The sequence below is a fragment of the Mesorhizobium sp. CA14 genome, from assembly GCF_020165195.1.
Classification (GTDB): domain Bacteria; phylum Pseudomonadota; class Alphaproteobacteria; order Rhizobiales; family Rhizobiaceae; genus Mesorhizobium.
The window spans coordinates 43,562-69,976 of record NZ_JAIUHR010000020.1; the positions used below are offsets into that span (position 1 = coordinate 43,562).

A 26,415-nucleotide genomic window follows, 5' to 3' on the forward strand; every position below is an offset into this window, starting at 1 on the left:
GTCTGACATGACACTATCATGCCCGTGGCCCAGCAAAAGTGCCGAGGCTCGTTGGACAGCGATTTTCGCAATGGTAGCATGAACAAAAAACAGGCCTTTCGCGGGCGGCGAGCCGCAATCGATAGACTCGCGATATTGCGCAGGAGGGTGAGCCATCATGATCAAAGCCGGATCCGGCATGTTCGCGACCGCGCTGGACGAGCTTGGCGCGGTGCTGGCGCGCACGGATGAAGCTCGCATCGACGCTGCCTGCGCAATGCTGGCCGGCGCCGGCAAGATCGCCGTCTATGGCTGCGGCCGCGAGGCCCTGCAGGTGAAGGGCTTCGCCATGCGGCTCTACCATCTCGGCCTGCCGATCTCGGTCGTCGGCGACATGACCGCGCCGCCGCTGGGGCAGGGGGACGTGTTCCTGGCGAGCTCAGGGCCGGGCGAGACCACCACCGTGCTGACCTTGATGCGCGTTGCCCGCGATGCCGGCGCGAAGGTGCTGCTTTTGACGGCAGAACCGGAAAGCAGCGCCGCCAAGCTCGCGGACTTCACCCTGCTCATCCCGGCGCAGACAATGGCCAGCGACCAGGGCGCGGCGAGAAGCTCGGTGCTGCCGATGGGCTCGCTGTTCGAAGGCGCGCTGTTCCTTCTGTTCGAAATCATGGTGCTGAAGCTCCAGGCGCTGACTGGGGCGACGCCGGAAGCGATGCGCGCCAGGCACACCAATATGGAGTAGGGGATGCGCTACGAACTGATGCTGCCGCACCAGATCCGCAAGGCGATCGAGGAGAACTGGCCGGTCGTGCTGCCGCTCGGCGTGCTCGAATACCACGGCGAGCACATGGCAGTCGGAATGGACACGCTGGCCGTCATCAAGACGGTGGAGCTGATCGAGAAGGAGAGGGACCTCGTCATCCTGCCGCCCTTCTACTACGGCGCGGCAAGCTACGCGGTCGCGGCGCCGGAAGGCAGCGGCTCGGTGCAGGTCGGCGGCCCGGCGCTTTCGCCCTTCGCGGAGGAATTGTTCTACGGCCTGCTGCGTATCGGCTTCCGCAACATCCACGCCATCATCCATCACCAGACCGAGAATTTCGCGGCGGGCATGCCGACCGATCTCGCCTTCAAGACCGCCGGCCGGCAGGCTATCTTCCGCTTCCTGGAAAAGGAGCGCGGCGAGGGCTGGTGGGGTTCCAACACCATGGCCGATTACTATGCCGGCCATGCGCAGGGCGAGAATGTCTTCAATTGGGTGCAGGTGCATCCGTTGATGCCGGCCGCGATGACCGGCAAATATCCGTTCGACCATGCCGGCATCGGCGAGACGTCGCTGATGGTGGCGCTGTGTCCCGAGGCGGTGGATGCCGGGCGTTTCGCGGACAATACCAGCTGGTACACTAAGAGCGCGCCGGAGGCCTCGGCGGGCCTTGGCAAGATCGGCGTCGCCATGATCCTCGATCATTTGCGCTCGATTCTGGCGCGATAGGCGCAGTTCTTCCTTCTCCCCTTGTGGGAGAAGGTGGATCGGCGCGCAGCGCCGAGACGGATGAGGGGTGTTCCAGCGGAGTGAGAGGTTGGCGTTCCCTGGAACGCCCCTCATCCGTCGCCTTCGGCGACACCTTCTCCCACAAGGGGAGAAGGGGAAGTCCAGCTACTTCACCGAGCCGGCCGTCATGCCCATGATCAGATAGCGCTCGAGCGCGATGCCGATGATTGCCAGCGGCGCGATCGCGGCGGTGGCCAAGGCCGCCATCGACCACCAGTTGATGCCCTGCGAGCCGGTCTGGCTCGCCACCATGACGGGGATGGTCTTGGCATCGGTCGATGTCAGAAGCGCGGCGAAGAAATACTCGTTCCAGCACAGCACCATCGCCAGGATGAAGGCGGCGACCATGCCGGGCAGGGCGATCGGCATGACGATGCGAAAGAAGGCGCCCCAGATCGACAGCCCGTCGACCAAAGCCGCTTCCTCCAACTCAACGGGTATCGAGTTGAACTGGTCGCGCATGATCCAGATCACGATCGGCAGCACCATCAGCGTGTAGAGGAGCACGAGCCCGATGCGGGTATCGAGGAGCGCCACTTCCCGGTAGAGCACCAGGAAAGGCAGCGCCAGAACGACCGGCGGCAGGATCAGCTGCGACAGGAAGAAGAAGGAGATGTCCTCGTTCTTGAACCAGGCGAATTTGTAGCGGTAGCGGACAAGACCATAGGCGGCGAGGCTGCCGATGATGATGGCGAGGCTCGATGCGCCAACCGAGGTGATGACCGAGTTCATGAAACGTTTGAGGAATTCGTCGCGCACGGTCGATGTCTGGAAGATCGAATCCGGCGAAAGGCCGAGCGAGCGCCACCCCTTCCAGTCAGGTGTAAAGTCGACGAAGGGAATGAGATGGCCTTGGGTGACGTCGACCGCCGATTTGAACGAGGTGGTGATCGTCCAATAGATCGGGAACAGGCAGACGAAAGCCCAGAAGATAAGCGCGCCATAAATGAAGACGCGGCTGGTGATGAAGGCCGCCGGCGAGCGGATTTCGGAAACGGTGTAGTCGGTGGTCTGGACGCTCATGATGCCGCTCAGTTGACGTTGCGCACGAAGCGACTGGCGAATTTCAGGAGCCAGGTCACGAATACGATGATGATGACCAGATAGGCCATGGCCAGCATGGTGCCGTAGCCGACATTGGAGCGGTCGCGGTATTCGCGATAGATGAAGCTCGACACGGAATCGGTGGCGCCGCCGGGTCCGCCGGAGGTCAGGGTGATGATGATGTCCGCGAGCTTCAGCTTGAAGATGATGCGCAGGATCACGGCCGTCACCGATACCGGCAGCATCAGCGGGAAAGTGACCTGCCAGAATGTCTGCCATGCGGTCGCGCCATCAACGCGGGCGGCTTCCAGCACCTCGCGCGACATCGCCTGCAGGCCGGCAAGCAACATGATCATCATGAACGGGATGAAGGTCCAGGCATCGAGCATCATGATCGAGATGCGGGCGGTGATCGGATCGGAGAAGAAGGCGGGGTTGTCCCAGCCGAGATGACGCGCCAGCGTAGCCGCCGGGCCGAACCGGTACTCCATTAGCGACTTGCCGACCATCCAGGACACGGCGACCGGCGATAGCATCAGCGGCAGCAGGAAGACGACGCGGAAGAATTTGCGTGCCCGGATCTGCGCATTGAGCAGCAGCGCCAGGCCGAAGGCGATGACATATTCGACCAGCACCGCAAGCACATAGAGCACCATGTTGAACAGCGCGTTGCGGTAATAGGGGTCGGCAAGCATCTGCCAGAAATTGTCGAGGCCGTTGAAACGGCGGCCCGAGAACGAGCTGAGGTTCCAGTCGGTCAGCGCGATGTAGAAGCCGAACAGCGTCGGGAAGATCACCATGGCGATGGTGAAGAGCAGGGCCGGCAAAAGGAACAGCGCGCGCTGCCCGTCCTCGCCGCGCGTCAGCACCTGCCAGGCGCCAAGTGCTGCGCCCCACAAGATGTAGGCGTAGACCACCGGGCGCCATGTGTCGAAGCCGACCGTGGACATCTCAGTCTTATAGAGGATCTGCACGACGATGATCGCCAGCAAGCCAAGCGTTGCAATGGCCAGCAGGCCCCAGCCGAGGCGCTTGCGGCCTGTCGGGATCAGGTCGGCCGGATGTGCCGGCCACGCATTCGCGGTCGAAGTCTGCTCAGCCACGCCTCTCGCCTTCTAGAGCGCCTCACCGTTTCACGGAAACGGCGAACCGCTCTATCTCTTTGTTTTATGCAATTCCGGACGGAAAACCGCTCACACTTTTCCTGGAATTGCTCTAACGCATCAAACCGGCCGAGCCGGTAAAGATGCGGCCCGGTGACGATGTGCCACCGGGCCGCGACGTCTCATAAGCCAGCCTACATGCCGAGCGAGGCTTTGTAGAGCTTTACCTGGTTTTCGCGGCCGATCTGGTCGGTCAGCTTCTCCCAGGCCGCGGCGATGGCATCGGCGCCTTCCTGTGCCTTCATCTTGCCGGCGAAAGTGTTGGCCAGGATGTCCTCGGCAGCCGAATAGTACTGGAAGATGCCGGGAATGCGTGGCTCGATCGCCGCGTTCGGATGGTTGTAGGAATCGCCTTCCGACTTGAGATAGGAGGTGATGAAGGCCTCGTCATAGCCGGCCGCAACCCATTCGGGAATGTTGAAATGGGAGTTGCGGTAGGGCTGGAAGCCCGACGGATACATCGCCGTCCAGATCGACAGGTCCTTGCCGCCGAGATGGGCGGCCGCCGACCACGCGGCCTTCTTCTTCTTTTCGTCGGAATCGACGCGGGCCATGACATAGACGCCCCAGCCGAGATAGGCGCAGTTCGGCGCATAGTTCGGGCCGCTGGCGAGCTTTTCCCACTTGCCGGTCTTGGAATTGTAGACGTCGTCGGAGCCCGGCAGGATCGAGAAGCCGGTGACGTCGCCGATGACCGATGAGTCATTGGTCTTCACATTCGAGCCGACATCGCCCCACCAGGGGATCATCGAGCCGGTGCCGGCCAGGAACTGCTGGAACGCGGTCGTGTTCGGATCGGCGTTAATCTGGTCGGCGGGTTCGGAGGGCAGGGCGTCGATGACGTCCTGGATGGCGCGCACCCAGGCCGGATTGTTGATGCGCGGCTTCATCGTGTCGGCATCGAACAGCCAGGCCTTGTCGTCGGGATGCTTGGCATAGGCTGTGGCGCGGCTTCCGAGGAAATAGAAGCCGAAGCCGCCCCAGGGCTTGGGCGCGTCGAGATAGCCGTAGACGTCCTGGCCCTTGAATTTCTTGCCCTTGAGGAACTTGGTGACGGCCTGCACCTGCTGCCAGGTCTTCGGCACGCCCCATTCGGTCGTGGCGCCGCTTTCCTTCCAGGCCTTGGCGAGATCGGCATCCGCGAACACGTCGGTGCGGTAGTTGAAATTGTGCGTGTCGCCGTCGATGGTCACGCGATACTGCTTGCCGTTCCACGTGCCGACCGGCGGCTTGAGATAGTTGACCAGATCCTCGAAATCGATCTGTTTCTTGACCCAGTCGGGCATCTCGGAGGTCAGGCCCTTGCCGCAGACATCGCCTTCGAAGGGCGCGCCCATCTCGATGATGTCGAAATCGACGGTCTTGGTTGCGATGGACTGCTGCAGGCGGGCGTTGTAGTCGGCCTGGGCAAGGTCGATCCAGCTGATCTTGGCGCCGGTATAGGCCTCCCATGGCTTCAGGAAGCCGCGGAACAGCACGTTGTGCAGGTTCTGGTTGTTGAGGCCCATGAAGGTGAGCTCGACTCCGGCGAACTCGCCTTCCTTGACATTGGCCTTGGTCGCTCCCAGGCAAAGCTCGCCGACTTTCTGGAAGTCGGCATCCGTCGGTTGACCCTTGCCGACGCCCGGGATCTGCAGGATTTTCGCGCGCACACTGTCATCGGCGGCCGCAGGCTTCGTCAGCGCGCCGAGCCCGGCGCCGGAGGCGGCGGCGATCGCTGCCATGCTGGCCGCACCCTTCAGCAGATCGCGACGGTTCGCTCCGGCGCGCATCAGTTTTTCATACAGGTCGACTCTCATTTACAGGTTCCTCCCAGAACATCAGCGATTGAATTGAAGTGGCCAATCTCTCGGACGTCGAAACGTCTCACGGTTCTCCTCGATCATACCGGACGTGGGGCCCCACCCTGCGTCGCCGGAGCTCCGATCTCAGGGTAGCAGGCCTGCTCTCGGATTGGCACTCGCCACTATTCGCGTAATCGATTACCTTGTCAACAAGATTGGCTTTTTATCTATAAGATACCGACTTGCCGTGACCGTTCGCAATGGCTAGCTTCACCGCAAACGATAAAGGGGAGACGATGGCTCAAGTCGCGATCAGCAGTGTGGCCAAGGCGTTCGGAACCGTCAAGGTCCTGCATGAGGTCAGCGTCGATATTGCCGACGGACAGTTCGTCGTGCTGGTCGGCCCGTCGGGATGCGGCAAGTCCACGCTGCTCAGGATGGTGGCCGGGCTGGAGACGGTTTCCGGCGGCACGATCTCGATCGGCGACCGGGTCGTCAACAACCTGCCGCCGGCGAAGCGCGACATCGCCATGGTGTTCCAGAACTACGCGCTCTATCCGCACAAGACGGTGGAGCAGAATATGGCCTTCGCGCTGAAGCTGCGCGGCACCGATCCGGCCGTGGTTGCCGAACGGGTGAAGCGCGCCGCCGACATCCTCGACCTTGCGCCTTATCTCAAGCGCTACCCGCGCCAGCTTTCCGGCGGCCAGCGCCAGCGCGTCGCCATGGGCCGCGCTATCGTGCGCAACCCGCAGGTGTTCCTGTTCGACGAGCCGCTTTCCAATCTCGACGCCAAGCTGCGCGTGCAGATGCGCACTGAGATCAAGGAGCTGCACCAGCGGCTGAAGACGACCACCATCTACGTCACCCACGACCAGATCGAGGCCATGACCATGGCCGACAAGATCGTGGTGATGCGCGACGGCCGCATCGAACAGGTCGGCGCGCCGCTGGAGCTGTTCGACCGGCCGGCCAATCTGTTCGTCGCCGGCTTCATCGGCTCGCCGGCGATGAACCTGCTCAAGGGCACCGTTAAAAAGGACGGGAAGCCCAGGGTCGACATTGCAGGCTCGGCGTTTCCGATGCCGACCAATATCGCCGCGGCGGACGGCCAGGCCGTCGTCTATGGCGTGCGCCCCGAGCACCTGGAAATCCATCCGGACGGCGTCGCATCCACGATTTCGGTGGTCGAACCGACAGGCTCGGAGACGCTGGTGTTCGTACGGTTCGGCGAGGGAGAGATGGTGGCGCTGTTCCGCGAGCGTCACGACTTCAAGCCGGGCGACACGCTCAAGCTCAGGCCGCGCCTCGACCAGGTCCATCTGTTCGACGCCGAAACCGGCAAGCGTCTCTGACCGCATCAACCCTTCAAGAGGAGACCATGCTCAAAGGGATCAATCCGCTGCTCAATGCCGATGTGCTCCAGGCGCTGCGGGCGATGGGCCATGGTGACGACCTGATCATCGCCGACACCAATTTCCCGTCCGATTCGGTGGCGCGGCAGACGGTGCTCGGCAAGCTGCTGCGCATCGATGCGACGGCGGCGGAGGTGGTGAAGGCGGTGCTGTCGCTCTATCCGCTGGATACTTTCGTCGACGATGCGGCAGCGCGCATGGAGATCGTCGGCAAGCCGAACGAAATCCCGCCGGTGCAGAAGGAAGTTCAGAGGGAGATCGACGCGGCCGAGGGCAAAGCCTGGCCGATGATCTCGATCGAACGCTACGCCTTCTACGAGCGCTCGAAGAAAGCCTATTGCGTGATCCAGACAGGCGAGCGCCGCTTCTATGGCTGCTTTGCCTTCCGCAAAGGCGTCGTGCCGCCGGATGCCGAGTAAGGACATGGCTACCGGCAAACCCTTCATCATGAAACCTGTTGTAATCCTGGGCGTGTTCGTCGCCGACACCGCCTATCGCGCCGAGCGCCAGCCGCGCCTGGGTGAAACGATCCTCGGCAATTCCTTCAAGCTCGGCCCTGGCGGCAAGGGCTCGAACCAGGCGGTGGCGGCAGGCAAGCTCGGCGCCGACATCACCTTTCTGACCAGGCTCGGCGTCGATCCCTTCGCCGATATGGCGAAACAGACCTGGAAGGATGCAGGCGTGAAAAGCGCCGTCATCGACACGCCGGACAGCTATACGGGCGCGGCCTATATCTTCGTCGAGGAAGGCACCGGCAACAATGCCATCATCGTCAGTCCGGGCGCGGCAATGCTGATCTCACCAGCCGACATCGACGCGCATGCCGAGCTCATCCGTTCCGCCGGCGTCTTCGTCACCCAGCTCGAACAGCCGATCGATGCGGCCCTGAGGGCGCTGGAAATCGCGCGCGGGGCAGGGGTGACGACCATTCTCAATCCCGCGCCGGCCGCCAGCCTGCCCGACCGCATCTACGCGCTCTGCGACTATGTCACGCCCAACGAGACCGAGGCAGAAGGGTTGACCGGCATCAATGTCTCCTCGAGCGACGACGCCCGCCGCGCCGCCGACGCGCTGCTCGCCAAGGGCGTCGGCACCGTCATCGTGACGCTGGGGAAAAAGGGCGCGCTGCTGCACACCAAGCACCGATCCGAACATGCCGACGCGGTCAATGCCGGCCCGGTGATCGAGACCACGGGGGCGGGTGACGCGTTCAACGGCGGTCTCGCAGCCGCCTTGGCAAGAGGCGTCGAGCCGCTGGAGGCCGTGCGCTTTGCCTGCGCGGTAGCCGGCATTTCGGTGACTCGCCCCGGCACGGCGCCGTCCATGCCGACCCTCGAGGAGGTCGAGGCGCTGCTCGCCAAGGCCTGAGGCCTCCCGCCTTCCATTTTTCGCGGCTTTTTTAGCGGCCCCTTATCGCGGAACGCAACTGAGGCGAGCGCGTTCATCGTCCTGTCGGCGCGCCGATTTGGAACGGTAGGATGAAAAAGCCTTACGAAAAGCCCACACTTGTAAAGCGCCAGAAGCTCACCGAAAGGACGGCCCAGATCGTCGCTTCCGGGGTCGTGCTGGGCGAATGATTTCCAAGCGGCCGCGCTAAAGAATCCTGCTGGTCAGTTCCAACATCGTCGTTGCGCCTTGCTCGCTGCCGGGCATATGCACGACGCGGAGCACGCGCAGGTCCCTGTTCGATCCGTCGACCGGTATCGAGACGCTTTCGCCGACCCGCGGCAATTCCTGGAAGGCAAGCTCGTCGACATCCCTCTCATCGTCGATGGAAATCCGACATCTCACAGCCATCTGATCTCTCCCGTTTTTCGCCCGAGGGCTGAACGAGACAAGTTTGGAATGGTTCCGGGATCAAAGGCCTGGAGCGGACTTAGGGTCTACTTGACGCGGTACGAGCCGCCGACGATTGCCGGTGCAAAGGTCGCAAATTGCTCGGCTAGGAACGGAGGAAAGGGCTTAAACCCTTGAAAAGATGGCGCGAGTGACGGGGCTCGAACCCGCGACCTCCGGCGTGACAGGCCGGCACTCTAACCGACTGAGCTACACCCGCGCACTGACGAGCACGTGTCAGGCGTGTTCGTCGTTGGGGCGGTGGATAAGGGGTTCGCCCGCGGGTGTCAAGCGCGGCATTCACGCATTACAGCAATCGGGAGAAGGTTTTTTGACAGCGGCGCCGAGGCTCGGGAAATCCGCACCGCGACAGGCGCGCCGTCTATTCATTTGGCCTTGCGAATGAGGCCCTAACTGCTTAAAGGTCCGCGCTCAAGCGGGCGATTAGCTCAGTTGGTAGAGCGCTTCGTTTACACCGAAGATGTCGGCGGTTCGAGCCCGTCATCGCCCACCACCTTGATTTTAAAACAGAAATCTGCATTTTTCTCTAGGAATTTTGTGAAGCTTACGGCTTAATAGCTACAGAATAGCAACAGCAGCAGCCGTCATTTTTGATCGACTCGTCGGACTCAGACGAGCTGGACATCGGTTTAATCGGGCCTTGAATTGATCAACGGAGCTTGCAACGTTGGCAGGACTGGCTTTCCCTTAGGATGCTTTTGGACGGATAGTCGGTCGAAGCAGATTCCCCGGCTATCGGTTATGCGGCAACCTTTGAGCAGATCCATGAAGTTCCTCAAGGCATCGATGCTTCTGCCCATCATGGCAATGGCTGCGCCGGGTGTCGGCCGTACAGATGATGGAGCCGTGTCAGCACTACAGATGCGCGACTGGTGCGCGCCGGTTGTTGACGGTTCCGACCCCCGCAATTCGCAAGAGTACCTTCATGCAGGCTATTGCATAGGGTCATTCGTGACCCTCCGAAATATGGGCGTGTTGAAATCGATCCCTCGTGCCTGCATTCCAGATGCCACCACGACCGACGATTTTATCAGGACATACGCACACGAGATCTCGGGCATGCAAACCGACGTCGATGAGGTTCGTTCGAACTGGTTCGCGGCGGCCGTGGTGATCCTGCAGTACAAATTCCCGTGTCGCTAAAGATCAAGTCGAACATAGCGTGACAAGGACGCACGTTTCAGGCGGAAGGCCGGGCCATGACCCTCGTCCGTTGGTCTCGTTCGGAAGGCACGGCTCAAAACAAGCGCGATCAGCATCCTGCTCCTGCTCAAGGGCCCATCGTACAGACCCTTACCAAATCCCTTGCCCATTATCCAAGCGAGAAGCTTGTGGTGCCGTTCGTGCATGCGAATGGCCTATTGGCACGGAGGGTCATCAATTGACGCATACCTCCCCCTGCTACTAGAGATATCGTGGCAGGAGGGGCGTCATCAATGATCAAAAGCGTTCGCTTGACTAGGTTTAAGCGGTTTACAGATTCTACTTTTGAGTTGCACCCGCATGGCATTTCGTTCCTCGCAGGGGCTAACAACTCGGGCAAATCTACTCTCTTGCAGGCAATAGCTGTTTGGGAATTTTGCCGCTTTCTCCTTGCGATGGAGAAAGGAATGCCGAGCCTGCTCCCAAATTTTCATGGACAAGGTTTGGGGTTGTCCGATGACGAGTTCTCTCCGATAGCCGTCGCCAGCCTTAAGCACCTTTGGACCAATCTTAAGTCGCAAAATCCCGGCGGCGATGGCTACTCACTCGCAGTTGAGTGTAGGTGGTTGGATGCTGCTGGGGCTGAGAAGCGTCTCAAGTTGGCGCTTGCCCTTACCAACGACCGCTTGTTCATAAAAACCGCCGACACGAATCTTGCAGCGACAGACATTCTCCCTACCGTAGCTTACCTTCCTCCTTTTGCAGGGATCGTTAGCCGCGAGAACCAAATGTCTGGCGCTGAACGACGCGCAATGATTGGTCGAGGCCTAGCGGGAGGTGTAATACGCAACCTGATACACGACATGTTTCAGGTGAACGAGCAGGAACGAGCGAAGCTCAAAGAGGGCCGTACTAAAATAAAGAACTCTGATCTAGACAGGCTTCGCCGTGAAGACCCTTGGGAGGTGCTTCAGGCTACGATGGCACGGCTCTTTGGCATGCAGCTGGACGTTGAACCTTTCAATCAACTCTACCATGCATACATTCGAGTGAAATGCATTAAAGGAACTTGGGACGGAAAGAAATTCAAACGCTATCCTAACTTTCAGCCGCGCGACTTAATGGCCGAGGGCAGCGGATTTCTTCAATGGCTAAGCGTATACACGCTTGCACTGAGCCCTACTGTGAAAACGCTTCTTTTAGACGAGCCTGACGCTCACCTTCATCCTTCACTTCAGGCGCAGCTAGTCGAGGCTCTTGAGGAAATTGTTGCGGTTACAGGCAAGCAGGTCTTGATGGCTACCCATAGCACCGAAATTTTGAGATGGGCTGATCACACGAAGGTCTTGGAGTTTAAGGGTGCTGGCGCGCGGTATCTTCAGAAAGACGATCAGAAGATCAACTTGTTCATCGGTTTGGGAAGTGACTATGCGCCCAAGATTGACCCTCTCCGTAAGTCGAAATGTATGCTGATCGTAGAGAACAACAGCGATGCTCGACTGCTAAAGGCGTGGGCAGATACGTTGGGGATTGAATGGCCAAAAGGTCTGGTGATCTGGCCTTGGACGGGAGGAAGCACAGAGCGAAAGCAGCTGTTTCTGCAGCTGAAGGCGGAGGTCCCTGATTTGAAAGCCCTGAGCCTGCGTGACCGCGATGACTTAGAACTTGAGCAAGTTGATAAGGCGACGCTTCGAGACAAATCGGTCAGCAACCACGAGGAAAATCTTCATCTACGGGTATGGCGACGTCGGCACATCGAGAATTACCTCCTCCTTCCGACGGCTATTGCAAGAGCGTCAGACCGCCCCGTGGGAGAAGTCACCGACCTATTTGCCGAACACGCCCTTGTGGCACCCGCCAATTTTGCCTCACGGGATGTGGCCGACGCGATGCTTGACGCGCGAGGAAAAGAGATCACGCAGACGGACGACCGATCTATAAAAAGGGTACTCGACGTCACACCCATCGCCATAGCCAAAGCAATGCTACCTGAGGAGATCGCCGAGGATGCGGCGGGCTTGATCCGCGAGCTAGTTAATATGTGTGCTGCGCCTCAGGTAGCGGAAGCCGCGTAGTGGCGACGTAGGGAGCCAATGTGCCACAGACGGCCTATCCCTTATCGGTCGAAAGGCCTTTCCGACGAAGAGGCCAAGGCCATTCTGCCCAAGCTCGTGAGCAACGCCGCGAGAACCGGAAGACCTTCCAAGCCAGCGGGATGGCAGTTGGATAATCCAGATCACCCCGATGCGGGGAAGGGACGGTCGAGAGCGACGAGGCCTCAAGAACCGCCTAGCCGAATTCGGTCGTAGCTTCGTGGCAGACCCCAAGGGTCGCTCCCAACCATGGCTGGAGACATCGCTTCAAAACAACATTATGGAAGCTGGTATTCCGCTGCGCATCCTCGATGCGATTCAGGGACAAGCACCCCGAACGGTCGCTGAAACGTACGGCGAGGTAACGATGACAACCATGGTCAGTGAGATCGCAAAGCTTCCCTTCTACAAGCTCCACGAAGAGGGAGACGCGCAGCGCTAGCCGACAAGATCCATGCTCGGGGGGGGCGAATCTGACACACGTTGAGCGGCAGGATATTCCCTTGTAAAGCTGCTGTCGACGTCGCGGTCCTGCGAACCGCGGCGGGATAACAGGGGGGAAGGGAAATGGTTTCCGATCTCAAAGAGGTTCCGGAGTATCTGGTCAGGCAGCGGAGCTCACTTCGGAAGTTTCTGGCCGACTATCTAAACCATCGAAGCGAAAAGCTGCTGATAGGCGAGTTTCTCGACGACGCAGGATGCCGATCTGACCAGTTCGGATTGGCCGGGACCGCGTTCATGCTGTTTGTATCGAGGCGTCACGGGATTGATGCGGAGGTTCTTCGCTTCGCGGACGACCTCTTGAAAAACATCGATCACGCCGAAACGAGCGAAAAACAGCGTCTACTAAAAGACATCCCAAGAGTGGCGGCGAAGACGGCGCTGTTAACGATGCTATTGCCAAAAAAAGAAGCTGATCCTCTGGTTGAGAAGCTTTTTAAGGATTTTCTCAGCGGAAACAATCTGCTAAAACCTGTCGCCGACGCCACTAACAAGTCCGGTGACATCGTAAACACATGTTATGTGTTGCAACTTTTGTATATTGGAAGGGTTAGCACTTATAAGCAAAGATCCAAAATATCAGCGACTATTCAACAATTATCGAACTCTCTCCATTCGCAAGACATAGATATTTTAACCAGACTTTATGTTTCATCGACTATATGTCTATTTGACTTTGATCAAGGCATCAAAAAGCATCGGGCAATACTAAAAGATCTTTATCGCAGCGACATGGATTGGGCAAAGACCCTGCCGCACCACGCGTCATACATCGATGTATTTTTTAGCGACTCCTCTGGCTCCAGCACAAGAAATCGCTACGTCCGCATTCCTGCTGGATTCGTGATCCTGCTGGCAATTTTCATCAACGTAGGGTCCGACGCCAATTTCTATAAGTTGGCGTACGTCAAGGACACTATAATGAGCATAGGCGCTCCATATACCAGCGACGAAGGTCTCGACCGTGCCCGCGCGACTTCATATTATATATTTTTCCAGTTTATAATATTGCATTTTTCAGAATACATTTCTGTTCCGAAGGCAGGATATTTTCGGCGAAAGGCATCAAGCATAACTTACGCAACCGAAAATCTTACTTGGAAGGGCGTAGTTGAGGTTGCCCTCTCGTTCCTTGGTCTTGGTGCTGCGATATTTTATTTACTTACCCCGGAAAAGGATGGAAATCTGCAAAAGTTGGTCAATGTTTGCGCCTCTCTAGCTATCACGCTCACTGGCTTGCTGGGTTTATCTCGGACGAAGAAACGATGATCAAAGAATCTGATATCTTAGCCATGTTGGTCAGCCGAACGTCCCCGGAGAAGGGGGACGTCATTGAAGGCGTGCAAGCGCAGGATGACGCTGCGGTTCTGCGAATTCGACCGGGTTTTGACCTTTGTGTAACGACGGATTTCGTTCGAGGCACAGGCTTCAGACTTTTTCAAACCGGGCATCTCAATTTGCGCTCAGTCGGGTACTACGTTGTCGCGGCGAACGTGAGTGACCTTGCTGCCATGGGCAGCGAACCGCTAGGTTTTCTGTCTGTCCTTAGGTATCGCCCTGAACGTTCCAAGGACGATATAATGCAGATCCTCGACGGGATCGACATGGCATGCAAGGACTTCAAGTGCCAGTTAGTTGGAGGGGATTCAGGCACTTACGAAGCTGATGTACTGAGCGGCACCGCCATCGGGATTGTCGAGGCTGGGAGGCAGCTTTCAAGGTCCACAATGTCATCCGGACAAGCGGTCTTTGTGACAGGTGACATCGGTCGGCCAGCCGCGGCGCTTGCCGCCGTTACCAGAGGGCCGGATCTTGTACGGAAAAGTCAGCTTGATCGGGCACTTCAAAAGTGGATCAAGCCTGAACCGCGAATCGCCATGGGTCGGGCTCTCGTCGCCTCAGGGCTTGCTATCTCGTGTATGGACGTGTCCGATGGCCTTGCCGCATCGCTTCAGCAACTTTCTCGGATCGCCAAGGTGGGTTTCATAATAGATGAGGAGCGCCTGCCGCTTGATCCGGCCGTCGACGCAATCGCTGCTGCACTTCATATGGAAAAAGCGGAACTGGGTTGCGGGCCGTCGGTCGACTTCGAGTTGCTCTTTAGTGCTCCAATCGATCAGACCGAAATCGTTATGGATATCGCAGCACGATGTCAGACACACGTGACTCAAATCGGGGTGACCACAGCGGATCAATTAATAAGGATGCGGAGACCGGACGGTCAATTTCGCCGCGCCTTTCCGGGGAAGCCATGGGATCATCAGGTGCGTGATATAGGCGATCTGTTTAAGCCCGATGCTTGACCCGACATGTTTTCTCTGTGGTTCGCTTAGCGATAGAGGCGGGTTTGTCCAACTCGATAGCTCGCTGCGCGTGACCAGCGACATTGCGCCAATTCGCGCGGATCATTCCTTGTTTTATACCGATGAGCACCACCGCAGCTTCTCGGAATTGTCATCTTTTGAATTGAGTGCCGCCAAAGGCACGATCCTCAGCTTCACCGAAGCGATGAAAGTTGGTGGTTCGCCGAAGGTGTTCCTTGAACATGGGCCCGCTGACGGGAGCGTCAGATCTCTCGGGTGTTGCGATCACGCGCACATTCACCTTGTGCCTCTTGGGATTGCCAGCGGGCTGGAAACGGAATTTCACGCCGCGCTCGAAACGGAGGTACAAAAATGCATCAGCGCTAACGAGCTTTCGCCACACAAAACAATTGCATTCGACAATTTATCCGGAGTAAATGGAAACAACTATATTTGGTTCTCCTTTGATCTCACTGAGTTGCGCATATTTTTTATAAAGCGGGACAGTCGGCAACTGCTACGTCGCATAGTTGCTGGTGCGCTCGGAGAAAGTGGTTTCGAGACGTGGCGCTTACATGATCAAGCAGCCGCAATCTCCACTCAGCTGTCTCTTCACTCTACCGCGAATAGGCTAAATAGAGGGAATTCGTTTTGAGTAGGAGCTACCAAATTGTTTATGACCCCGTGTATGGACAGATCTCCGTTCCCAGTTTTCTTTCTCCTCTACTAAATTCACCTGAGCTTAAGAGGCTTTCATCAATCCGTCTACTAAACTACGAGTCGATCCAACTTGCGGCTTTGTCGGAGGTTCGACGACTTTCTCACACTCTTGGGGTAATGCACCTCGGAACTCGAATAAGAACCATTGATTTTGACTCGACTGAAATCAACGCGCTTCTATGTGCCATCTTGCTTCATGACATAGGTACTCCCCCATTCGGCCATACAGTCGAGTACGAATTCGTCAGGCGTTACCGAATAAATCACGAGCAGATTGCAAGTAACATTCTTGATGCTAGCCATCATCCTTTGGCAGAGGATCATCAGATATATGAAGGGCAGGCTCCGCAGCTTTCGAAGGTCATCTCTTCTCTTGGAATTGAGGAAACCGTTAGATCAATCCTAGCTGGAAACCACCCGCTGTCTAAATATCTCTTCGGTGATATCGATCTCGATAACATCGATAACGTGTTCAGAATGGCCCACTATCTAGGCTTCTCCGTCGATCACAGCACTCCTGTTGAAATCGCGTCTGAGCTTATTGTTGATAAAAATGGCGACAAATTCTTTCCTGTCGCCAAGAAAAGTCTGATCGAAAGCTGGATGTCCGCTCGCGAACAATCGTACAGGACCATCTTGGGCGTCAGAATGCACCGGCAAAACCAAGCTGTCTTTGCTAGAATCGTGTTCGAGGCAATCCAGCTTGGCCTGATCAGCAAATTCGACTGGTTCCTAACTGACGAGCGCTTGAACGCTCGACTTCAACGCGAGTCGGAGCTCAGCCGGTATTTTGTTCACCTGCACCGGGGGGTCGAACTCTACGAGGTTTCGCTGGCTTTTAGGTCTGAGGTGCGAATGCCTCGAACCGTTCTGCTCGATCACAGGGATCGGATCACCCAAGGTCTAGAGCACGAGTTGAACACCTTAGTCTATGTTTCGGTCGAGTCGGTTGGGGACGTTTTGACGCGTCGCCTGCGGTTCTTCGATACTGCCACCAGCGAACCGTGGTCGATGGGCGAGCCCCAGCCAACTTATCGCTTGAACGTTTACGTCGCCTCGCCCAAAGTCAGGGGGCGACTAGCTGATGCCGTCGGGAGGCAGTTTGGACATTGCGCTGAAAGAAGCGGTTGGATCATCGAGCCGAATTCGGCTGGCGCTACGCCAGCTCGAGGAGGTGTCGTGGAATTTTGACGGCGCTCGTAGTCGGTCCGGTTTTTCGGCAGCTCATTTTCACCCCGGCCGATTTATCTCGCAACTCCCTTCGATACTAATATCGCTGCTCAGCAGCCCCGGTGAGTTGGTTGTGGACCCGTTTTGCGGGTCGGGCACGACGCTGGTCGAGGCGCAGCGGCTCATGCGCAGATCCGTTGGTGTCGACATAAATCCAATCAGCGTATTGATATCAAAGGCTAAGACTCTGAGCATTTCTAGCGTGGAGATCGAGGCGACTCTTGACCGCATTCTAACAGATTTTACCAGTCGAAGCGTGGTGATTAATACCGACGCCCCCCTTCCTCCCTTGGTTCAGGCGAGCAAATGGTATTCAGGTTCCGTCCTTCCGGATTTAAAAAGGCTGTTTCACTTGATTGCGAGGTACGATGACCCTTGCGTCAGGTTAATCGGGGAGTTTTGCTTTTCTGCTATCCTTCTCGGCGTATCGCGCGAAACGCGCCATTGGGGCTATGTCTGCGACAACACTTCTCCAAAAGGAGATCCCAAACGAAGCGTCTCGGAAGCTCTTTTTGAGTTGACTAGATCTCTGCTAGCGGCCTACCGAGAGAGAGATAGAGCGATTGCCGGTTCAATTCCATTCGATTCGTTGGTCATACAGGGCAGATCTCAAGCTCTGACAGACTACGTCGGAGCTGATGCAGTCGACCTAATCGTGACGTCGCCCCCTTATTTCGGGGTGGTTGACTATGTTAAGTCACAGCGGCTATCGATGGAGTGGTTTGGTCACGATATCGAGCAGCATCGTATACAAGAGATAGGAGCGCGATCCAAACGCCATCGGCGTCTTGCAGTAGACGAATTCGAAGCCGATCTGCGTAATACCTTTCAATCAATGTACGTTTGTCTTAAGGCTGGTGCTCCATGCGCGGTTGTGTTTGGAGCATCGAAGAGTCGTACGTTCAATTCTGATGACATTGTGGCAATTGCTGAAAGTGTTGGCTTCTGTCTGGCTGGCGAGGTGGAGCGCCAAATTTCGGTACAACGCCGCCAGAACCCAAGCCTGACGACCGAGCAGGTCTATTTATTTTGTAAACCTAGTTATGATTCTCTCGGCTAGAGATTTTGTGGATTCTTCAAGAGTAACGTCATTTTTGTGCTCCATGTCGCACTGGCGCGCAAAGTACGTAAGGATTGCCTTTTCATTTGAGTTCACGCGCTCAAATATATGATGACCCCTGTTGTTGACTCGAGCTTCACGGTTTGCGTCCGAACACACGATATGCACGGTAAGGTCAGCCGATAAAATTGAGCCGACTGGAAACGGTGGAGGATTAAAATCTTCCCCGTCAGCATGGTACGCGATGGTTGAATAGATGTACCGATCTACGACTGCGTGCCTGTCTTTCGATAGCTTAAATGGAGAAATTGTTTTCTGGATGGTGTAAATCGAGGATAGGTAGAAGTAGAAATTTGCGAAGCGATTTTCTGCTTTAGCAATAGCGCCTCTTACTGGATTGAATTCAGCAGGAGGTGTTTTAACGTAGAGCGAGCTTGTTGCCTCTGCTAGGGCTAGCCCTAACGTTGTTTTCCCGACGCCTTCCAGTCCTTCCAGTACAATGATCATGATGTCTTCCTCCCCCGATACTCCTTATGGCGCGCGTGAGTAACCAGCAAGAGGTGCCGTCGAGAATCGATGTCGACGCCGCAGGACATGCCTCTGGTCGAGTCTCGTCTGTGAGCTCAGTATGACCCCACCCAATGTTCGATATCATCAGGGTATACCCCCGGGTGACGTAACTTCGCCCGCGACGAGGGTCGTAACATCAGAGCAGCTGGCAGTCATTTGTGACAGCGCGCCATCAAGCCTAAAACCTGATGTGACAGCCTCACCGCGGGAAGCGACCAGCGCGTCATGGGAGGTCAGCGGCTGTCAACGGTAGTTTGCGCCCAAGCGGCATGAGGACGCTTCTCGGACGCCTGTGGATTTCAGCACTTGTATCAGGCAGCGAGTTCGGACGGCGTGCACGTGAGCTGAACATGCACCGTGATGGCCAGCAGTCGCAGAAATCCCTAGCCTTCATTGAGTGCTCGGTTGCGCATGCAGAGATAGGCTTAACCTTGCCAGCGTTTCTCCATGCTCGTTGCGGATTTCGATGAACAACTCCTGGCCATTGAGGTCCTTAAGGAATTCCCTCGTCAGATCTACCAGACCTTCTATGGCCAGATCACGCGCGCTTCCGATCCCATCGCATTCGATGCCTACCTCGTCCTTGAGGACAACGTCGCGATCACCGCTATCAAAGAAGTATCTCGCCATCGCACCAGCTCGCCATCAGAATGTTATTGCGGTCCTTTGATGCAAGTAGGTGGCGTCAAAATCTCCGGCTCGGACGAGCCCGGCCCAATCAACAGCATGAAATCGGGTGCCCTCGGTAAATATCAGCCCGTTGCGTCGTAGCTCCTGAAGCACTCGGTTCACGTGGACGGTTGACAGGCCCAACGCGTCGGCAAGGGCCGCCTGCGTGATCGGGAGATTGGCTACATGATCTTTGATAACCCCCATCGAGTGAAGGCGAACGATCAGTTCGCACAATATGTGAGCCATACGAGTATAGGCGTCGCGCCTTCCAACGTTGGTAACCCATTCTCGGTATATTGCTGCGTCGATCAGCGTCGAGCGCCAAAATATAGCGGCTATGGAGGCATGTCGGTCGCAGATGGCTCGCATGGCATCATGCCGCATGAAGCCCAGACTGGCGCGCGCGAGCGATGAAAAGGTGCAGTCCAGAACCGAGAGATGCATACCGTGCAGATCGGGAATATCTCCCGGAACAAAGAAGGACGTGATCTGCCGTTTGCCGTCGCCGGTAAGCTTGGTGGATCCCACCAAGCCCTCCAAGACCACAAATGAATGGGTGGGTCGCTCGCCCTCGCGTACAATATCCTCGTTTGCACGACACTCCCTCTTTGAAAGCGGAATGCCTTCTAAAATAGCTATATCTGACTGGGTCAGATCGGAGATGTTCTGAAGCTTACGGACCAAAACGTTCGGGGAAAGGACATGTGCCAAGTTGGGTGACCGGGTTGAGTTGCGTACCGAACCGGGATCAGGCGCTAATGTTCCATTTTCGCGGGCGGCTTTGCTGCCAAGCGCGAGCTTGGAGAGATGTGTTACGAGCGCAGTCTGGGCGGCCTCGGCTTGTTGGTGATGGCTTTGGCCTCTCGGACGAGCGAAGACCAATTCGTGCCGAGTAGTGAGACCAACTCTCGCGCTTGTTGCCTCGGTAATGCCGGTTTCTTCCAGAAGCCTCTGCACGAGGTCGCGGCCCGAGGTATCGGCTTAAGCGTGGCTCCCAGGAGGCGTGACCCCAAACCGGGTTCAACGATACCCTTTGATATTCGTTCCCCTCTATGCCGTTGATTTTTAAAGGGTGCTTGCTGCACAATTCCAAGCGCCTGATTGGCTTTTGTGAAGCGGGCGACCAGATGAAACTGTTTTTCTTTGCCCCCGATGCCTACCTAGGGTGCCGCTCAAGGCCGATTGGATAGCGGGGCTGAACGACGTCAGTAAATTCCCACCGCAATGATCAGGATGATACCGATAACCGCCAAGGCCATGACCGTGATCATTGCGGCTTCAAATAGGTCGCCGCCGTTTCTTACGTGGTTTGTCATGCTCCGACCCGCGCGTCCGCCCAATCTCTTTCTAAGCCGAGTGCTAAGCCGAAATCAGTTCCTGCGGAATCACAATTGTTAGCAGTAGCTAAAAACGATTCGAAGTGGCCTGAGGTGTTGAAGCCGGTGCCGTTAGAGAGACGAGCAGCGAGGACGGGAACAAGCCCGCCTCGGATCGGGCAGGCCTCGTTCATGTGCAGCTGCAAGGAGCTACACGCGAGTATTCATCGCCGAAGAGGTCACTTGACACTGACTATTTACGACAGGGTAGCGTCGAGCTTTTCGACCTTGAGGTGACAGGCTATGGCTCGCATTGGTTACGCTCGCGTCAGCACGGTTGATCAGGACCTCGAAACGCAACTCGCCAAGCTAAAAGCTGAAGGGTGCGAGGTCATTCGGTCAGAGAAGGTGTCGGGCGGCAGCCGCGACCGCCGCGCCGAACTGGCAACCGTTCTAGAGTTCCTCCGCCCCGGGGATGAATTGATGGTGACGCGCTTAGACCGGCTTGGCCGCGACACGCGTGACGTCCTCAACCTGATTTACGAATGCGAGCAGAAGGGCGCGTTCGTGACCGTGCTCGACCCGCACGTGTCAACGCGGGGAGAAATGGGTCATATCGTGCTTACCGTGCTTGGTATGGTCGCTCAGATGGAGCGTCGGTTCATCAAAGAACGACAGCGCGATGGCATCGAGCAGGCCAAACGCGAAGGCGTATATAAGGGCGGCAAACAGCGCCTGGATAGAGGGCAGGTGCTGGCTCTTCGTGATCAGAACCATAATCCGACGCAAATTGCGAAGTTGGTGGGTTGCTCGCGGATGCAGGTTTATCGAATTCTGAATGGGCATGGGACGGCAAGATAGGCGACGCGCCGCCCGCTTCGTTATTTCTGGCTGGCAATCCCAAGTGAATTCGCTAGATAAGTCCATCCCTAATAACCAGGAGCTATTACGTGGCAGACGAAGTTTCGAACACACAGGCTGTGTTGATGGGCCTAACCGCGGATATCGTTTCGGCTTATGTCAGCAAGAACGCAGTGCCAGTCGCTTCGCTGCCTGACCTGATCCAAAGTGTGAATTCGTCGCTCGCGAAGGTCGGACAACCGGTTGAGCCCGAGAAGCCAATTTATACTCCAGCGGTAAACCCGAAGCGGTCTGTATTTCCTGACTACATCATTTGCCTTGAGGACGGAAAGAGGTTCAAATCATTGAAGCGCCACATCGGCGTGCACTACGGCCTGACGCCCGATGAGTATCGGGAGAAGTGGGGCTTGGCTCGCGACTATCCTATGGTGGCACCCAACTACGCTGCGCAGCGCTCCGCTCTGGCGAAGTCAAGCGGGCTCGGTCGAAAGGTCGGCACCAAACCGACGAAAAAAACTTCAGCCAAGCGCGGGACAAAATGAAAGCGCTCTTCGTCACACTACTTCAGTTTGTAGGGGGCTCCCTCATAGCTGCCGCTTTCCTTCAATGGGTCACATTTGAGTACCCCAACATTAATCCATTCGCACCCGGCGCGATCTTCGCGCCCGGGGTGCTATCGCAGCTGTTCAATTGCATCCTTGTCTGTCTTCTTGGCACTACCGGGGTAGTTCTGATCGGCTTTGCTCGCAGCTGGCGGCAAGGGCAGCGAGGTTGGTAGAGGGTGCCGTTCGTCCCATCAGACGACGCGCCGTTCCCACCGAATTTGCGTCAGTAACCGGAAGCGGATCCTAACCAGTTCCTGCCCGTACGCGTGGAAAGAAGCGAATTGGAATTGCGTCCCGCCGAGCGTAAAATGGCTGGGGGTGGCCTGATGGAGGTCACGATGGTTGAAGAGTCCGAAAACCGCCGAGAAAGGCGTCAGCGAGTGCTGAAAGGCGCGGCGATTATCAACGGCACCAACGACTCCGAAATCAGCTGCACGATTCGAAACCAGAACAGCGGTGGGGCTGAACTCAAGGTGCCGGTCGAGGCGTTTGTGCCAGAGCGGTTCGTCTAATATGTGCCCACCGACGGCGTCGCGTATCAATCTATCCGGCGGTGGCGACGGAACGACCGCGTGGGCATTCAATTCACGGGCACCTTACCAAAACCCCGTCTCCATTATGGCTGAATAACAATACCTGCCTAAGCCTTGGCCTTCGTTGGCGGGACGTCTCAGTGTGTTCTTGGGAAGGCGATTGCGTGTTGAAGGTCCGATGACAGTCTACGCTCTGCTGCGCTTGGAGATCGCGCGCCACAGGGCCTCTTCTTCATTAGTGCCGTCGTCGAAAACTTGGAAGATTTCCATAGTCAGAAGCCCGCGCCAACGCGGTTGCGCTCCACTTCATGTATTACAACTTCATGCGCATCCATAAGATGCTGCGCGTTACCGCTGCGATGGCCGCTGGCGTGACCGACAAGCTTTGCGAGATCGCGGATATCGTTGCGCTTATCGAGCCGAAACAAGCCGAAAAGCCAATGGTGCGCGGCCCTTACAAAAGAAGATTGCCTAAGCGTCTATCTGGGCTTGTCTTTGCGGACTATTGAGAGCTTCGGCTGGTGGGTTTCCCGGATGATCTTGGCGGCTTCCTCTTTGGTGATGCCGACCTTGCGGGCATAGTAGACGGCTTCCGCAGCAAGCTCGCCTTCCAATGACACTTCAATCGCCTGTTTGGCTTTCTGCTTTGCCTTCTTGCCCATGTGCCGAATCATATGACATTAAGCGACTCGGCTGAATGGCGGCCTTAAATTTCAAACTGACCCGCTACCGGAAAATCATTTCAAAATCTGCGTGAAATAGGAAGAGGGCCGGACCGTCTACCGGCGACCCGACCCTCACAGCCCGCAGCACCGTTCCAAGGAGGGCACTCCCGGGCTGGCGGACCGGTGGTCAGGATAGGAATTGCGTCCCTAGCGCGTCAATCCTCGGGGGTGGTCTGTCCTGGGTGACCTCGGCCCTTGCCCCAGCCTGAAGGAGCTTTGCCTCTCGCATTAGCGAGTTCCAATTCAATCCGATCAGGAGGGCAAGTTCGTGGGCTTGCGCCGCAGCAATGCCGGTTTCTTGAACCAGCTTCTGGACGACTGGTATCGTCTGGTTTCCGTCTGACATCGGCGGGATTCCCTCTCCCCAGCGGCCGCAACGTCCGAACGTAGGATTCGGTTCCCTAAAAGTTGAGGAAAAGAAAAAAGCCCGACAGGGGGCTGTCGGGCTAGAGCTTGGGCGTTTGCAGCGGCGGGGACTAAACGCGGGGGCGTTGGGGTGCCGCTGGAACAGGTCTGAATTTGCCAAGATGGCCAAATCGCGTCAATCCGTGTTGAGAGGAAATGCAGTGGGTGCAATCCAGTCCCTACGAGCTTGCCTCGTCTGTTTCCTCGTCCCGCCGATCCAGCGCGCCTAACAATTCAGTGAAAGACGTCGGCAGCGGCGGTTCGACGCTCAAGCCCAGCTGCTTGCGCAAATTTCGGCGGTAGTCTTCCGAAGTGATCAACTGCCGGAAGGCTCGGGCAGACTCGTTAAGGATGGCCATTGAATAGGGCATCCAATCGGTGCCCTCAAAGACGGAACTCCCCCGTGAGGGAATCGTTCCGAGACCGAGGGGGAACCAGAGGAACGCCGTAGGCTCGCATCTATTCATGGATGTCGAAGGCGACGAAGCGGCCCAGCAATATCGCCTCGTACATGATGCATTCGGTGAGTTGGCAATCGCTCTCGCGGAGTCCGGGACCTAGTCGGCGGACGGCAGCGATGGTTTCTTTGATCGAAACCGTCTCGGCAAACGGGGCGCTCAGGAGCGCTGCATGGACAAGCTCTCTAGCGGTGCTCGCCCGCCTATAATCGGCTTGAACGTCCACCAGCCCAACTCCACCCAAAACCCGAGCGCTTATCGTTGGGTCAAGGCTTACAGAAATCAACAAAAATCTGTGTGAAATAGGAAGAGGATCGGAACTGTCTACCCGGCAGTCCGGGCCTTGAAGCCCACCGCGCAAAGTCTTGGGAGGACAGCGACCGGCGGACCTACAATTCAGGATAGTAACATGGTGGCCGACGAGAAAGAGGGTCGGCCGCTTAGCGCAACGACCGGCCCTCTTTCAGCGAAGCCTCGCAGCAGCGTCAGGAGAGACGAGGTGGGTGAGGGGACAGACACCAGTTAGCTGCAGACTCTACGATTAACTATAGCACATATTAGCTTGCGCTGATAATCACCCTTTTTGGAGAATGGACGGGAACAGTGACGAGCCAAAAAGCCGTCGCCCGACCTTGCTGGCGCTTACTGTGGCACGGCATACTGAGCGCGAACCCGCAAAACCCAAAGGTTTCACGGTAACAGTTTCCTTAACGAGATTGTATCTCCGGGCTGGACGTTGGCGAGAGCTGTCGAATCGACTCCGCAGTTTGACCATGCGGCCTATCGCCAATGGGAACGCCCACCACAGAAATGCCACACCCAAGCACCCGAATTCTTCCACCTCGGCGGGATAAAAAGCAATCAACTTTTGGGGTCGGCGCTTTCCAAAGCTGGTCCCCCGATGGCGGCCGGAAGATTTCTGGCCACCCGAGCTTCTGAAACACACTATGCTAGAAATGAAATCTTCAGGATAGTTTGACAGGCTCGCGCTTTGCGGAGCTCCGAAAGGCTTCGAGTGGACGATCAGGAGAAGCGTAAGGCCTATCGACTTGTCAGACCTCATGCACCTCGATGCGCAGGATGACCCTGCCTTAAGTGCCGAAGTTGACCGGCTTCTGGCGCGCCGAACACGCGATATCCGCCTCAAAGGTGAGATCAAGCGTCTGTTTCGCGCACGAGTTTGGTCGCAAACGGCGAAGATCATCCGCGCCTGGATGATCTGGGTGGCCTTGTTGGACGTGCTGACGCTGGCGCTCAACATGCTGATGCTCCCAAGCGCAATCGTGCAGTCCATGCTCCTGCCTGGAGCTATCATCCCGCCTGTCGTCATCGCAGTGGTTTTCGCATGGCGAAAGCCGCGCCCCTCCTGGCTCGAAGGGGCTTCGCTAGTTGTAGGTATGTTCCTGATCCTGTTATCGGTTGCCTTGGTCGGCGTAAGCGCTGGCGGCGAGTTCTATGAACGGCAATTGAACGTCATGCTGTTCGTGGCCATTACAGCCATCATCATCTTCGGTGTCCCGCTGGCCTGGACGGTCACGATTGCGGCGGTGGCGCTGGGACTGTATCTCGTGTTTCAGGTGCAGAATCCGGCTATTGAGCACGGGAGCGCGATTGATGGAACGCTGTTCTTCGCCAGCGGTATCTTCGCGACGGTTGCAGCCGGGAGCTTTCTCGACCAGCGTCGGCGATTGGAACTCGATGAAGGTGAGTTGCCCTTTTTGGGTACGCATGCACTGAAACTCCCTGACCCTGAGGAATGGCTGGGGAGCTGGTTGCGTTCCTTAGCAGTCGCTGAAGCATCAAAGTGGAACATTTTGCCGATGTCCGCTTTCTTTTTCACGAGCGGAGGACAGGCACATGGCCGACGAAGAGCAAAACGGATTTCCGTGACCGGGACCGTGTATCGGGTGATGAAGAATACGAGGTTGGCTATTTCGCCAGCAAATTCGGGCTGTCGATTCCTCAAGTGCGCGAGTTGATCGCCAAGCATGGCAACGACCGCGAGACCCTTGAGGCAGAGGCGAAGCGCCTTGGGGTACGATGATGGCTCGCTACCGCGTCGACGAACTCTTCGGCGAAGATGTCATCGCCACAAACGATGCCGACGCTGACGATGCCTTGAGGGCGGTCGAAGATGTAACGGGCAGAGTCATCTCACCTCGGGCGCTACAGGAGCACTGGTTTCGCCTGACGGACAAGAGCGGCACAATCCACGAATTCAGCTTAGATGCTGATCCAGCGACGGTGTTCAGCAAATAGTCAGCCACGGATCGGTTTGTGGTGACAGGTAGCGCCTTGCGGCCCGGCGCAGCTACCGGTCAGGCGAGCCCGCACCCCAACACCGGCCGAACGCAAAAACGCGCTGGCGGGCTTCGCAGGGCCGATTTTCCCTTTAACGGCTGTGGGTGCCGAGCGACCGGCGTGTG

Annotated in this window: 29 protein-coding genes, 2 tRNA genes and 2 pseudogenes; 22 read left to right on the top strand and 11 right to left on the bottom strand. The window is 57.1% G+C overall.

Annotation, left to right across the window (positions count from 1 at the left end; genetic code table 11):
• Positions 1-157: 157 nt before the first annotated feature.
• Entirely contained in the window at positions 158-724 is a 567-nt protein-coding gene (locus LB565_RS19995; protein ID WP_224586966.1) for an SIS domain-containing protein, read from the top strand.
• A 3-nt stretch (positions 725-727) separates the two neighbouring features.
• Positions 728-1,471: a creatininase family protein gene (locus LB565_RS20000; protein WP_224586967.1), complete on the top strand. Its 744-nt coding sequence runs from the start codon at positions 728-730 to the stop codon at positions 1,469-1,471.
• 165 nt (positions 1,472-1,636) lie between these two features.
• Here the strand turns inward: LB565_RS20000 and LB565_RS20005 are convergent, their stop codons facing one another.
• From LB565_RS20005 to LB565_RS20015, 3 genes are all read right to left on the bottom strand, one after another.
• The gene (locus LB565_RS20005; RefSeq protein WP_224586969.1) at positions 1,637-2,554 is read right to left on the bottom strand and encodes a carbohydrate ABC transporter permease; all 918 of its coding nucleotides are present in this window, start codon (positions 2,552-2,554) and stop codon (positions 1,637-1,639) included.
• A gap of 8 nt (positions 2,555-2,562) precedes the next feature.
• On the bottom strand, positions 2,563-3,678 hold the full coding sequence (locus LB565_RS20010; RefSeq protein WP_224586971.1) for a carbohydrate ABC transporter permease: 1,116 nt from the start codon (positions 3,676-3,678) through the stop codon (positions 2,563-2,565).
• 194 nt (positions 3,679-3,872) lie between these two features.
• Entirely contained in the window at positions 3,873-5,537 is a 1,665-nt protein-coding gene (locus LB565_RS20015) for a sugar ABC transporter substrate-binding protein (protein WP_224586972.1), read from the bottom strand.
• A gap of 281 nt (positions 5,538-5,818) precedes the next feature.
• On the opposite strand from LB565_RS20015, the gene LB565_RS20020 reads away from it, so the two are divergent.
• The 4 genes from LB565_RS20020 to LB565_RS20035 all read left to right on the top strand — a co-directional run bounded on the left by LB565_RS20020 (position 5,819) and on the right by LB565_RS20035 (position 8,514).
• Positions 5,819-6,877 carry an ABC transporter ATP-binding protein gene (locus tag LB565_RS20020; protein WP_224586974.1) on the top strand — a complete coding sequence of 353 codons (1,059 nt, stop codon included), beginning with the start codon at positions 5,819-5,821 and terminating at the stop codon, positions 6,875-6,877.
• A 26-nt stretch (positions 6,878-6,903) separates the two neighbouring features.
• The gene (locus LB565_RS20025) at positions 6,904-7,356 is read left to right on the top strand and encodes an RbsD/FucU family protein (protein ID WP_224586977.1); all 453 of its coding nucleotides are present in this window, start codon (positions 6,904-6,906) and stop codon (positions 7,354-7,356) included.
• A gap of 4 nt (positions 7,357-7,360) precedes the next feature.
• Positions 7,361-8,305, top strand: coding sequence for a ribokinase (gene rbsK / locus LB565_RS20030; protein WP_224586979.1), 945 nt, complete (start codon positions 7,361-7,363; stop codon positions 8,303-8,305).
• A 110-nt stretch (positions 8,306-8,415) separates the two neighbouring features.
• Positions 8,416-8,514: a putative RiPP precursor gene (locus LB565_RS20035; protein WP_208648418.1), complete on the top strand. Its 99-nt coding sequence runs from the start codon at positions 8,416-8,418 to the stop codon at positions 8,512-8,514.
• A 16-nt stretch (positions 8,515-8,530) separates the two neighbouring features.
• Here the strand turns inward: LB565_RS20035 and LB565_RS20040 are convergent, their stop codons facing one another.
• Both LB565_RS20040 and LB565_RS20045 read right to left on the bottom strand, forming a co-directional pair.
• Positions 8,531-8,734: a hypothetical protein gene (locus LB565_RS20040; protein ID WP_224586981.1), complete on the bottom strand. Its 204-nt coding sequence runs from the start codon at positions 8,732-8,734 to the stop codon at positions 8,531-8,533.
• 182 nt (positions 8,735-8,916) lie between these two features.
• Positions 8,917-8,993: transfer RNA gene (locus LB565_RS20045), tRNA-Asp, on the bottom strand.
• Positions 8,994-9,211: 218 nt separating this feature from the next.
• Here LB565_RS20045 and LB565_RS20050 point away from each other — a divergent pair.
• The 9 genes from LB565_RS20050 (at position 9,212) to LB565_RS20090 (ending at position 17,844) form a co-directional block, all read left to right on the top strand.
• Positions 9,212-9,287 (top strand) — tRNA-Val (locus LB565_RS20050).
• Positions 9,288-9,559: 272 nt separating this feature from the next.
• A complete protein-coding gene (locus LB565_RS20055; protein WP_224586983.1) occupies positions 9,560-9,937 on the top strand; it encodes a hypothetical protein in 378 nt (125 codons plus the stop codon).
• Between the two features lie 293 nt (positions 9,938-10,230).
• Complete coding sequence (locus tag LB565_RS20060) at positions 10,231-12,012, top strand: ATP-dependent nuclease (RefSeq protein WP_224586985.1); 1,782 nt, start codon at positions 10,231-10,233, stop codon at positions 12,010-12,012.
• A 238-nt stretch (positions 12,013-12,250) separates the two neighbouring features.
• On the top strand, positions 12,251-12,472 hold the full coding sequence (locus LB565_RS20065; RefSeq protein ID WP_224586987.1) for a hypothetical protein: 222 nt from the start codon (positions 12,251-12,253) through the stop codon (positions 12,470-12,472).
• Between the two features lie 125 nt (positions 12,473-12,597).
• Positions 12,598-13,800: a hypothetical protein gene (locus LB565_RS20070; RefSeq protein WP_224586989.1), complete on the top strand. Its 1,203-nt coding sequence runs from the start codon at positions 12,598-12,600 to the stop codon at positions 13,798-13,800.
• On the top strand, positions 13,797-14,834 hold the full coding sequence (gene thiL, locus LB565_RS20075) for a thiamine-phosphate kinase (RefSeq protein WP_224586991.1): 1,038 nt from the start codon (positions 13,797-13,799) through the stop codon (positions 14,832-14,834). Before LB565_RS20070 ends, thiL begins: the two co-directional genes overlap by 4 nt.
• A 70-nt stretch (positions 14,835-14,904) precedes the next feature.
• The gene (locus LB565_RS20080) at positions 14,905-15,489 is read left to right on the top strand and encodes a hypothetical protein (RefSeq protein ID WP_224586993.1); all 585 of its coding nucleotides are present in this window, start codon (positions 14,905-14,907) and stop codon (positions 15,487-15,489) included.
• Positions 15,486-16,745 carry an HD domain-containing protein gene (locus tag LB565_RS20085; protein WP_224586994.1) on the top strand — a complete coding sequence of 420 codons (1,260 nt, stop codon included), beginning with the start codon at positions 15,486-15,488 and terminating at the stop codon, positions 16,743-16,745. Before LB565_RS20080 ends, LB565_RS20085 begins: the two co-directional genes overlap by 4 nt.
• The gene (locus tag LB565_RS20090) at positions 16,639-17,844 is read left to right on the top strand and encodes a DNA methyltransferase (RefSeq protein WP_224586995.1); all 1,206 of its coding nucleotides are present in this window, start codon (positions 16,639-16,641) and stop codon (positions 17,842-17,844) included. Before LB565_RS20085 ends, LB565_RS20090 begins: the two co-directional genes overlap by 107 nt.
• Here LB565_RS20090 and LB565_RS20095 read toward each other — a convergent pair.
• The 3 genes from LB565_RS20095 to LB565_RS20105 form a co-directional block, all read right to left on the bottom strand.
• Complete coding sequence (locus LB565_RS20095) at positions 17,809-18,351, bottom strand: hypothetical protein (protein ID WP_224586996.1); 543 nt, start codon at positions 18,349-18,351, stop codon at positions 17,809-17,811. The two genes, LB565_RS20090 and LB565_RS20095, sit on opposite strands and share 36 nt — an antisense overlap.
• Positions 18,352-18,804: 453 nt before the next feature.
• On the bottom strand, positions 18,805-19,044 hold the full coding sequence (locus LB565_RS20100; protein ID WP_224586997.1) for a DUF6894 family protein: 240 nt from the start codon (positions 19,042-19,044) through the stop codon (positions 18,805-18,807).
• A 15-nt stretch (positions 19,045-19,059) separates the two neighbouring features.
• The gene (locus tag LB565_RS20105) at positions 19,060-20,043 is read right to left on the bottom strand and encodes a Crp/Fnr family transcriptional regulator (protein ID WP_224586998.1); all 984 of its coding nucleotides are present in this window, start codon (positions 20,041-20,043) and stop codon (positions 19,060-19,062) included.
• Between the two features lie 662 nt (positions 20,044-20,705).
• Between LB565_RS20105 and LB565_RS20110 the strand changes: the two genes are divergently transcribed.
• From LB565_RS20110 to LB565_RS20125, 4 genes and pseudogenes are all read left to right on the top strand, one after another.
• On the top strand, positions 20,706-21,263 hold the full coding sequence (locus tag LB565_RS20110) for a recombinase family protein (RefSeq protein ID WP_224586999.1): 558 nt from the start codon (positions 20,706-20,708) through the stop codon (positions 21,261-21,263).
• Between the two features lie 89 nt (positions 21,264-21,352).
• Positions 21,353-21,805 carry a MucR family transcriptional regulator gene (locus LB565_RS20115; RefSeq protein WP_411970674.1) on the top strand — a complete coding sequence of 151 codons (453 nt, stop codon included), beginning with the start codon at positions 21,353-21,355 and terminating at the stop codon, positions 21,803-21,805.
• 344 nt (positions 21,806-22,149) lie between these two features.
• Positions 22,150-22,380: a hypothetical protein gene (locus tag LB565_RS29955; RefSeq protein WP_318012176.1), complete on the top strand. Its 231-nt coding sequence runs from the start codon at positions 22,150-22,152 to the stop codon at positions 22,378-22,380.
• 296 nt (positions 22,381-22,676) lie between these two features.
• Positions 22,677-22,910 (top strand): annotated as a pseudogene (locus LB565_RS20125) (hypothetical protein); the annotation flags it as partial.
• On the opposite strand, the gene LB565_RS20130 reads toward LB565_RS20125, so the two are convergent.
• The 3 genes from LB565_RS20130 to LB565_RS20140 form a co-directional block, all read right to left on the bottom strand.
• On the bottom strand, positions 22,881-23,063 hold the full coding sequence (locus tag LB565_RS20130; RefSeq protein ID WP_224587000.1) for a hypothetical protein: 183 nt from the start codon (positions 23,061-23,063) through the stop codon (positions 22,881-22,883). The pseudogene LB565_RS20125 and the gene LB565_RS20130 sit on opposite strands and share 30 nt — an antisense overlap.
• A 647-nt stretch (positions 23,064-23,710) precedes the next feature.
• A complete protein-coding gene (locus tag LB565_RS20135; RefSeq protein WP_224587001.1) occupies positions 23,711-23,890 on the bottom strand; it encodes a hypothetical protein in 180 nt (59 codons plus the stop codon).
• Positions 23,891-23,990: 100 nt separating this feature from the next.
• Positions 23,991-24,215, bottom strand: a complete 225-nt coding sequence (locus tag LB565_RS20140; protein WP_224587002.1) for a hypothetical protein — start codon at positions 24,213-24,215, stop codon at positions 23,991-23,993.
• 835 nt (positions 24,216-25,050) lie between these two features.
• Here LB565_RS20140 and LB565_RS20145 point away from each other — a divergent pair.
• The 3 genes and pseudogenes from LB565_RS20145 to LB565_RS20155 all read left to right on the top strand — a co-directional run.
• A pseudogene (locus tag LB565_RS20145) lies at positions 25,051-25,650 on the top strand (GGDEF domain-containing protein); the annotation flags it as partial.
• A gap of 143 nt (positions 25,651-25,793) precedes the next feature.
• A complete protein-coding gene (locus LB565_RS20150; RefSeq protein WP_411970675.1) occupies positions 25,794-26,033 on the top strand; it encodes a DUF3606 domain-containing protein in 240 nt (79 codons plus the stop codon).
• Complete coding sequence (locus LB565_RS20155; RefSeq protein WP_224587004.1) at positions 26,033-26,248, top strand: hypothetical protein; 216 nt, start codon at positions 26,033-26,035, stop codon at positions 26,246-26,248. The genes LB565_RS20150 and LB565_RS20155 overlap by 1 nt, the downstream gene beginning before the upstream one ends.
• Positions 26,249-26,415: the final 167 nt, after the last annotated feature.

Excerpts from the sequence above, each read along its gene's own strand:
- LB565_RS19995 (WP_224586966.1), top strand. The coding sequence starts at position 158 with ATGATCAAAGCCGGATCCGGCATGTTCGCGACCGCGCTGGACGAGCTT.
- LB565_RS20000 (WP_224586967.1), top strand. The coding sequence starts at position 728 with ATGCGCTACGAACTGATGCTGCCGCACCAGATCCGCAAGGCGATCGAG.
- LB565_RS20005 (WP_224586969.1), bottom strand. The coding sequence starts at position 2,554 with ATGAGCGTCCAGACCACCGACTACACCGTTTCCGAAATCCGCTCGCCG.
- LB565_RS20015 (WP_224586972.1), bottom strand. The coding sequence starts at position 5,537 with ATGAGAGTCGACCTGTATGAAAAACTGATGCGCGCCGGAGCGAACCGT.
- LB565_RS20020 (WP_224586974.1), top strand. The coding sequence starts at position 5,819 with ATGGCTCAAGTCGCGATCAGCAGTGTGGCCAAGGCGTTCGGAACCGTC.
- LB565_RS20025 (WP_224586977.1), top strand. The coding sequence starts at position 6,904 with ATGCTCAAAGGGATCAATCCGCTGCTCAATGCCGATGTGCTCCAGGCG.
- rbsK (WP_224586979.1), top strand. The coding sequence starts at position 7,361 with ATGGCTACCGGCAAACCCTTCATCATGAAACCTGTTGTAATCCTGGGC.
- LB565_RS20035 (WP_208648418.1), top strand. The coding sequence starts at position 8,416 with ATGAAAAAGCCTTACGAAAAGCCCACACTTGTAAAGCGCCAGAAGCTC.
- LB565_RS20040 (WP_224586981.1), bottom strand. The coding sequence starts at position 8,734 with ATGGCTGTGAGATGTCGGATTTCCATCGACGATGAGAGGGATGTCGAC.
- LB565_RS20055 (WP_224586983.1), top strand. The coding sequence starts at position 9,560 with ATGAAGTTCCTCAAGGCATCGATGCTTCTGCCCATCATGGCAATGGCT.
- LB565_RS20060 (WP_224586985.1), top strand. The coding sequence starts at position 10,231 with ATGATCAAAAGCGTTCGCTTGACTAGGTTTAAGCGGTTTACAGATTCT.
- LB565_RS20070 (WP_224586989.1), top strand. The coding sequence starts at position 12,598 with ATGGTTTCCGATCTCAAAGAGGTTCCGGAGTATCTGGTCAGGCAGCGG.
- thiL (WP_224586991.1), top strand. The coding sequence starts at position 13,797 with ATGATCAAAGAATCTGATATCTTAGCCATGTTGGTCAGCCGAACGTCC.
- LB565_RS20090 (WP_224586995.1), top strand. The coding sequence starts at position 16,639 with ATGCCGTCGGGAGGCAGTTTGGACATTGCGCTGAAAGAAGCGGTTGGA.
- LB565_RS20095 (WP_224586996.1), bottom strand. The coding sequence starts at position 18,351 with ATGATCATTGTACTGGAAGGACTGGAAGGCGTCGGGAAAACAACGTTA.
- LB565_RS20100 (WP_224586997.1), bottom strand. The coding sequence starts at position 19,044 with ATGGCGAGATACTTCTTTGATAGCGGTGATCGCGACGTTGTCCTCAAG.
- LB565_RS20110 (WP_224586999.1), top strand. The coding sequence starts at position 20,706 with ATGGCTCGCATTGGTTACGCTCGCGTCAGCACGGTTGATCAGGACCTC.
- LB565_RS20130 (WP_224587000.1), bottom strand. The coding sequence starts at position 23,063 with ATGGGCAAGAAGGCAAAGCAGAAAGCCAAACAGGCGATTGAAGTGTCA.
- LB565_RS20135 (WP_224587001.1), bottom strand. The coding sequence starts at position 23,890 with ATGGCCATCCTTAACGAGTCTGCCCGAGCCTTCCGGCAGTTGATCACT.
- LB565_RS20155 (WP_224587004.1), top strand. The coding sequence starts at position 26,033 with ATGGCTCGCTACCGCGTCGACGAACTCTTCGGCGAAGATGTCATCGCC.